We start from the raw sequence: 5332 nt of genomic DNA, 5'->3' as shown, positions 1-5332 counted from the left end.
ACATCCAACGCCACCCCGCGCTCCTCAACGGCTTCCTCGCAGCAACCGACCTGACATGACAAACCAACAACAACCCAATCCGCAAAGCTCAGTAAGGGCGCCGTCCTTGGCGAGCGGGAAGTGGAAGTAGCCACCGTCGGCGTACGGCCACGCATGGGTGCAGTGGACGACGGAGCCCGGTCGAGGATGCGGGATCTACAGACGGGTGGCGACGAGGGCCTCGGTGCGGATGGTCTCCTCGAAGCGGGCGGAGGGCTCGTGCTCGGTCAGTGCCTTCCGCAGGTCGTCGTCGAAGGCGTCTTTGCGGTCGCCGAGTTGGGTCGGGGTGGAGTACGAGTTGGAGTACTGAAGCCCGATCAGTTCGTCGAGGGTGCGGATCACGTGCTGGTCCCAGCGGTGAACCGTGACGCGGGGGAAGGGCGAGCGGGCGAGGGTGTCGAGGTAGGTCTCCTGCGGCTCGGGGTAGACGCCGTCGCCGGCTCGGCGGACCGGGCCGAGGTAGGAGGCGCGCACGTCGGCGACGACGTGGGCCCACCCGGGCAGGGGGGTGGTGCCGGGCGGCCCGGCGGAGATGACGACCACCCCGCCTTGGCGGGTGGTCAGTTGGTCGAGGTCGGCCAGGACCTGGTCGCGGGACATCCAGTGGAACGACTTGCCCATGAGGCAGAGGTCCAGCGGGGGCAGGTCCAGGGTGTGCAGGGTGGCGGAGTCCCCCAGCGTCCAGCGGATGTTGGCCACGCCCTGTCGGGCGGCCAATGCGCGGCCCTGCTCCAGCATCCCGGCCTCGGGGTCCACTGCGGTCACCTCGTCGACGAGGGCGGCCAGCGGCAGTGCGATGGTGCCGGGCCCGCATCCGAGGTCGAGAGCGTGCTGGGTGCCGTCCAGGCCGAACCGTTCGGCGACCGACGCGTACAGCTCCTTCGGGTACCGCGGCCGGTAGCGGGCGTAGTAGGACGCCGTGGAGGCGAAGGGCTCGTTCGAGTCGAGAGGCATCGACGGTTCCTCCGGTTCAGTGGGCGAGGTTGGCGAGGTAGGACTCGGTGGCGGTCCACGGGGTGAGTTCGATGCCGAAGCCGCTGTGTTGGCCGCCCTGCATGTGGACGAGCTTCCCGGACAGGTACACGGTGTCGCCCTCGCGGAACGCCCCGGTGTAAGCACCGAGGTAGGAGCGCAGGTGGGTGATCCGGCGGGCGAAGACGTCGGGTTCGTCGACGGTGGACTGGATCACGGTGTCCACCTCGATGCCGTACAGGGCCGGGGTCGCCAGTCCCTGGGTGTGGTCGGTGATCCGTGCCATGACGCTGATCGCCCCGACCTCCTTGGCGACGACCCGGGAGAACGTCTTGTCGCCGTCGGGTCGCAGGGGTTCGCAGTTGATGTGCGCCCCGGCGCCGGCGGTGAGCCCTTGGAGCTTGCGGGTTTCCTGCTTCATGAGCGTGTCGAACGAGCTGCCGGACATGTACTTGGCCCGCCGCAGGTAGAGCTTGGTCAGGGTGCCGCCCTCGTACGGGTGGATCAGGGAGCGATCCGCGAACAGCTCGCGGGCGGCCTGGTGTCCGCGTGGTCCGTAGCAGACGAGATCGATGTCGGAGCCGGCGTTGAAGCAGCCCACCAGGAACGACCCGGTCACGCCGATGACGTCGGCGGCCCCGGCGGACACGGCACGGTCGATGATCGCGAGCAGGTCCCTGCCCACCGGTGAGCCGTCCAGGAGTTCGGGGGCTTGGTGCAGGGCGGTGAGGGCCTGGCGGCAGGAGTAGTGAGTGAGGACGTCCTCGCGGGGCACGCCGGTGATCACGCACCCGACGGCGTGGGAGTAGACGTAGCACTCGGGTCGGTCGGCCAGGATCCCGAAGGCTTTCGAGACGACGCTGTTCTGTCGGTAGGTGCGGCCGAAGAGTTGCCGGTCGCCCTTGTCGTCCGGGTGGTACTTGACGTAGCCGAGGTAGTGGCTGCCCGGGTGGACGTCGCCGATGACCTTGAAGACGACTCCGTGCCGGTCCAGGAGGTAGTCGCGGTCACGGATGGCCGGTAACGCGGTCCCCAGCGGCGAACTCGTCGAGGGTGGGGAAGGCGGCGGTGTCGACGGTCGCGCAGTGCTCATACTGATCCAGCCCCATCGTGAAGAGTCGGCGGCGGTAGTCCCATTTGAGGAGCTTGTCGGTGCGGGTCGGGTCGGCCGGCTTCATGAGGGCCAGGAAGAACAGGGACTTGACGAGCAGGAACTCGCCCAGGTGCTCGCTCACCGGGTGGCCCGCGGCGGGGAGGGACACCGCGTCCAGGGCTGCGAGGTAGCGGGCGCGTTGGGCGGCGCCGGCGGTGTAGCCCTTGCTGCCGCCCTTGAACGCGATGATCTCCAGCGCCGGGACGACGTCGTACCCCAGCGGCGCCAAGCCGTGGTGCTGCCAGTCGATGACCCCGGCAGGGAACGCGTTCGGCAGCCCGTAGTCGAAGTGCGACCACACCAGCGGGACCGACCCCAGCCGGTCCAGGGCCCTGCCGGTCAGCGCGCGGACGCGCGGGGTGTCGAGGTCGGGGTTCTCGGCGAACACGTTGGCGGTGAACCCGGCCCGCTCGACCCACCCGCGCAGCGCACCGGGCGGGGCGGGCTGTGGGTGGGCGGCCTGTGCCGTGAGGAGCCGGGCGGCGATCGCGGCCGCGCCGTCGACCACTTCATCGGTCATGACGGCGGGCTGCCCGCCGGTGGCGGCGAGGGCGGTGTCGTGCAGCGAGGCCGCGCCCAGGGACTCCTCGACGAAGTACGCCCGGCCGTCCTCGGTGCCCTCGTCCACGACGTGGGGCACGGGATAGCCGAGTTCGCCGATCCGGCGCTGGAACCGCGCCTCCTCGCGAAGGTCGGCGCCACCGGTCCGCTTGAAGAACTTCCCGTCCGCCGACCGCCACACCGCCCCGTCGGCGGCGGTGCGGTTCTTGACGAACTCCCACTGACTCTCACTCATACGAATCCGTTCCTTTTCCTGAGACAGGCGCGTGTGTGTGGGTACCGTGCGGCGCCATGATCCTGGCTGTCGTACGACACGCGGAGTCCACCGAGAACGCCACCAAATACACGGGTTTCTACCAGGACCCCCGCCCGTGGACCGGCCCGGCCGCGCACGCCCTGGCCCGGGACATCGTGGGTCTGACCCCCCGCGGTTTCCGGCAGGCCGTATGGCTCGCCGAGACGCTTCCCGAACTCGTGGGCCCGGCACCGAGCGTGTTCACCTCGCAATACCGCAGGGCGATCGACACCGCAGCGATCGCCTTCCCCACACTCGGGGAAGGCCGGACGCGGGTGACCGTCCTGCTCAACGAGCAGCACTACGGCGAGGCCACGTACATGACCAAGCGCGAGCTGTTCGCCACCCACCCCGAAGGCACCGAAGACCGGCAGGCGCGCAAGCACCTGTGGACCCCGCCGGGTCCGGGCGGCGAATCCCTCGCCAAGGGCGTCCACCGGCGCGCCGCCGCCTTCGTCGACACCCTCCACGACACCGCGGACGACACGGCGGCGGCCGTGGCCGTCACCCACCACACCGCGATCCTCGCCCTGCGCGCGATCCTCGAACGCCGCCCCGTGACCGAACTGGTGGAGGAGGCCCGTACCGCCAAGACCCCCAACGCGGGCATCCTGCGCTACGAGCTGCGCGGCGGAATGTTCCATGCGGCCGGCAGTGCCGAGCCGACCATCTGAGGGAGCCCGATGAGCGTCGTGTTCTTCAACGGCCCCGTCCAAAACGGTGACTTCACCTTCGCCGACCGGCCGGGCAAGGCGGTGGGCATACGCATCGCCGAAGCCCTCAACACCGTCCTGAGCACGCCACCCGTGCCGCATCTGTGGAACACCACGACCCTGGCCGGCGACCTGCGCCACCGTGAGCTCGGCGCCCGCGAGGCGGTCGACCGCCAGGCCCTCGAAGCACGCCTGATCGCGGCCAAGTACCCGCCGGGCGACGCACCCTCGGGCGGCATGCTCACCGACACCGACCCGGAAGTGTCCGCACTCGCGCTGGAGATGACCGGCCGGCTGCTGGCGGACGGAGTCCTGACGATCGCCCCGGTGCCCGTGCGGCTGTGCGCGCGCTGCGGGCACATGACCGGTGCCGGCCCACACCCCTGCCGATCCTGCGGACACACCGTCACCCGCGCCCACACCGGCCGTCACCTGTTCGCCGACCGCGACCCCGCCCAACCCGTCCTCACCCGCGAGGACTTCCACGGTCGGGCACCCGCCCACCTGATGGACATCGCGGGCAACGCCCCCGAGCGGCTGATCCTCTCCCGCACCCGCGACCACGGAATCGACCTGACCCCGCTCGGCCTGGACGGCCTGGTCCTGGACCCCCGGGCGGCCCTGCACATCGCGGTCCTGGCCGCGGCCCGAAGGCACGGCGCCGACGTCGCGGCGATGACCACCACGCTCGGTGCCGCCGCCCATATAGCTGCCCACGGGCGGCACTTCGCCCGACACGACGGGACGCGCCTGGTGTACGCCGTCCACGGACGCGTCCCGTACGACGACACGACACACCTGGCCAAGCTGTACCGGGTGCACCGCGTCGATCCGGAGATCCGGGACCTGTTCGCGAACTGGTTCCTGCCGCTGTGCTCGCTGCGCGAGAAGGCCGGCGTCCAAGCCGCCCAGCTCGCGGGCCTGCTGAAGTTCCTGCGCCGCGCCACACTCGCCAGGACGGCGGTACCGCAGGACACGAGCCTCGAGCAGGCGCGGCAAGCGGTCCGGGCCGGCGACATGCGCTGGCTGATGGACGCCCGCGTGCTGCCTCACGTCATCCCCCCGACGCCGACGCTCGAGGGCGGCGCGAACGGATGACCGACCCGGCACCGGACGGTGGAACCACGCGGTGCGGGAGCGGGGGCCGGCTCCGCGACGACGATGCCGTCTCCCCCACCGACGGCCCTGGCGACAGCCACGACGCCTCCCCTTCGCGACGCGTTCGGACGATCGCAGCAGGCTACGGCAAATGGGTGACAATCATGCCTCTCGCCTCAGATCCCGCAAAACGGATCATTCGCGTCCGGTTTGCGCGTGCCCAACGAGGAGGCCGCGCCGCATGGGGCGTTCGTCGCCGAGGGCAATGCCCAGGCTCGGCTCCGGTAGCGGGTGGCGATCTCGTCGGCGGTGAGGGGATCGGATCAAGGATCGTCAAGTGGTATGCAAGACATGAATTCCATCGGATCGATCAGGACGAGATCTCCTGGTTTGCCGCTGCCGCTGCCCTGCTGATGCGGGACGCCGTCGTCGTCCTCGACGATCACCGTGCGCAGGACCTCGTGCCGGTCGATGACATCGCGGAGCGCCGACTCCAGTGCG

Annotated in this window: 5 protein-coding genes; 2 read left to right on the top strand and 3 right to left on the bottom strand. The window is 70.2% G+C overall.

What is annotated here, in order from left to right:
* Positions 1 to 195: 195 nt before the first annotated feature.
* From ABZS54_RS42030 to ABZS54_RS42020, 3 genes are read right to left on the bottom strand one after another with little or no spacing between them, the layout of a single operon-like run.
* Entirely contained in the window at positions 196 to 993 is a 798-nt protein-coding gene (locus ABZS54_RS42030) for a class I SAM-dependent methyltransferase (protein WP_355548440.1), read from the bottom strand.
* Positions 994 to 1009: 16 nt separating this feature from the next.
* On the bottom strand, positions 1010 to 2104 hold the full coding sequence (locus ABZS54_RS42025; RefSeq protein WP_355548437.1) for a hypothetical protein: 1095 nt from the start codon (positions 2102 to 2104) through the stop codon (positions 1010 to 1012).
* The gene (locus ABZS54_RS42020) at positions 2019 to 2960 is read right to left on the bottom strand and encodes a phosphotransferase (RefSeq protein ID WP_355548434.1); all 942 of its coding nucleotides are present in this window, start codon (positions 2958 to 2960) and stop codon (positions 2019 to 2021) included. The genes ABZS54_RS42025 and ABZS54_RS42020 overlap by 86 nt, the downstream gene beginning before the upstream one ends.
* Before the next feature lie 56 nt (positions 2961 to 3016).
* Here ABZS54_RS42020 and ABZS54_RS42015 point away from each other — a divergent pair, with 56 nt between their 5' ends.
* Together ABZS54_RS42015 and ABZS54_RS42010 are read left to right on the top strand one after the other, a co-directional pair.
* The gene (locus ABZS54_RS42015) at positions 3017 to 3694 is read left to right on the top strand and encodes a phosphoglycerate mutase family protein (protein WP_355548431.1); all 678 of its coding nucleotides are present in this window, start codon (positions 3017 to 3019) and stop codon (positions 3692 to 3694) included.
* A 9-nt stretch (positions 3695 to 3703) separates the two neighbouring features.
* On the top strand, positions 3704 to 4831 hold the full coding sequence (locus tag ABZS54_RS42010; protein WP_355548428.1) for a hypothetical protein: 1128 nt from the start codon (positions 3704 to 3706) through the stop codon (positions 4829 to 4831).
* Positions 4832 to 5332: the final 501 nt, after the last annotated feature.

The organism is Embleya sp. NPDC005575, assembly GCF_040605455.1.
In the GTDB taxonomy this organism is placed as follows: Bacteria; Actinomycetota; Actinomycetes; order Streptomycetales; family Streptomycetaceae; genus Embleya.
This window is presented reverse-complemented; position numbering and strand designations above follow the sequence as displayed.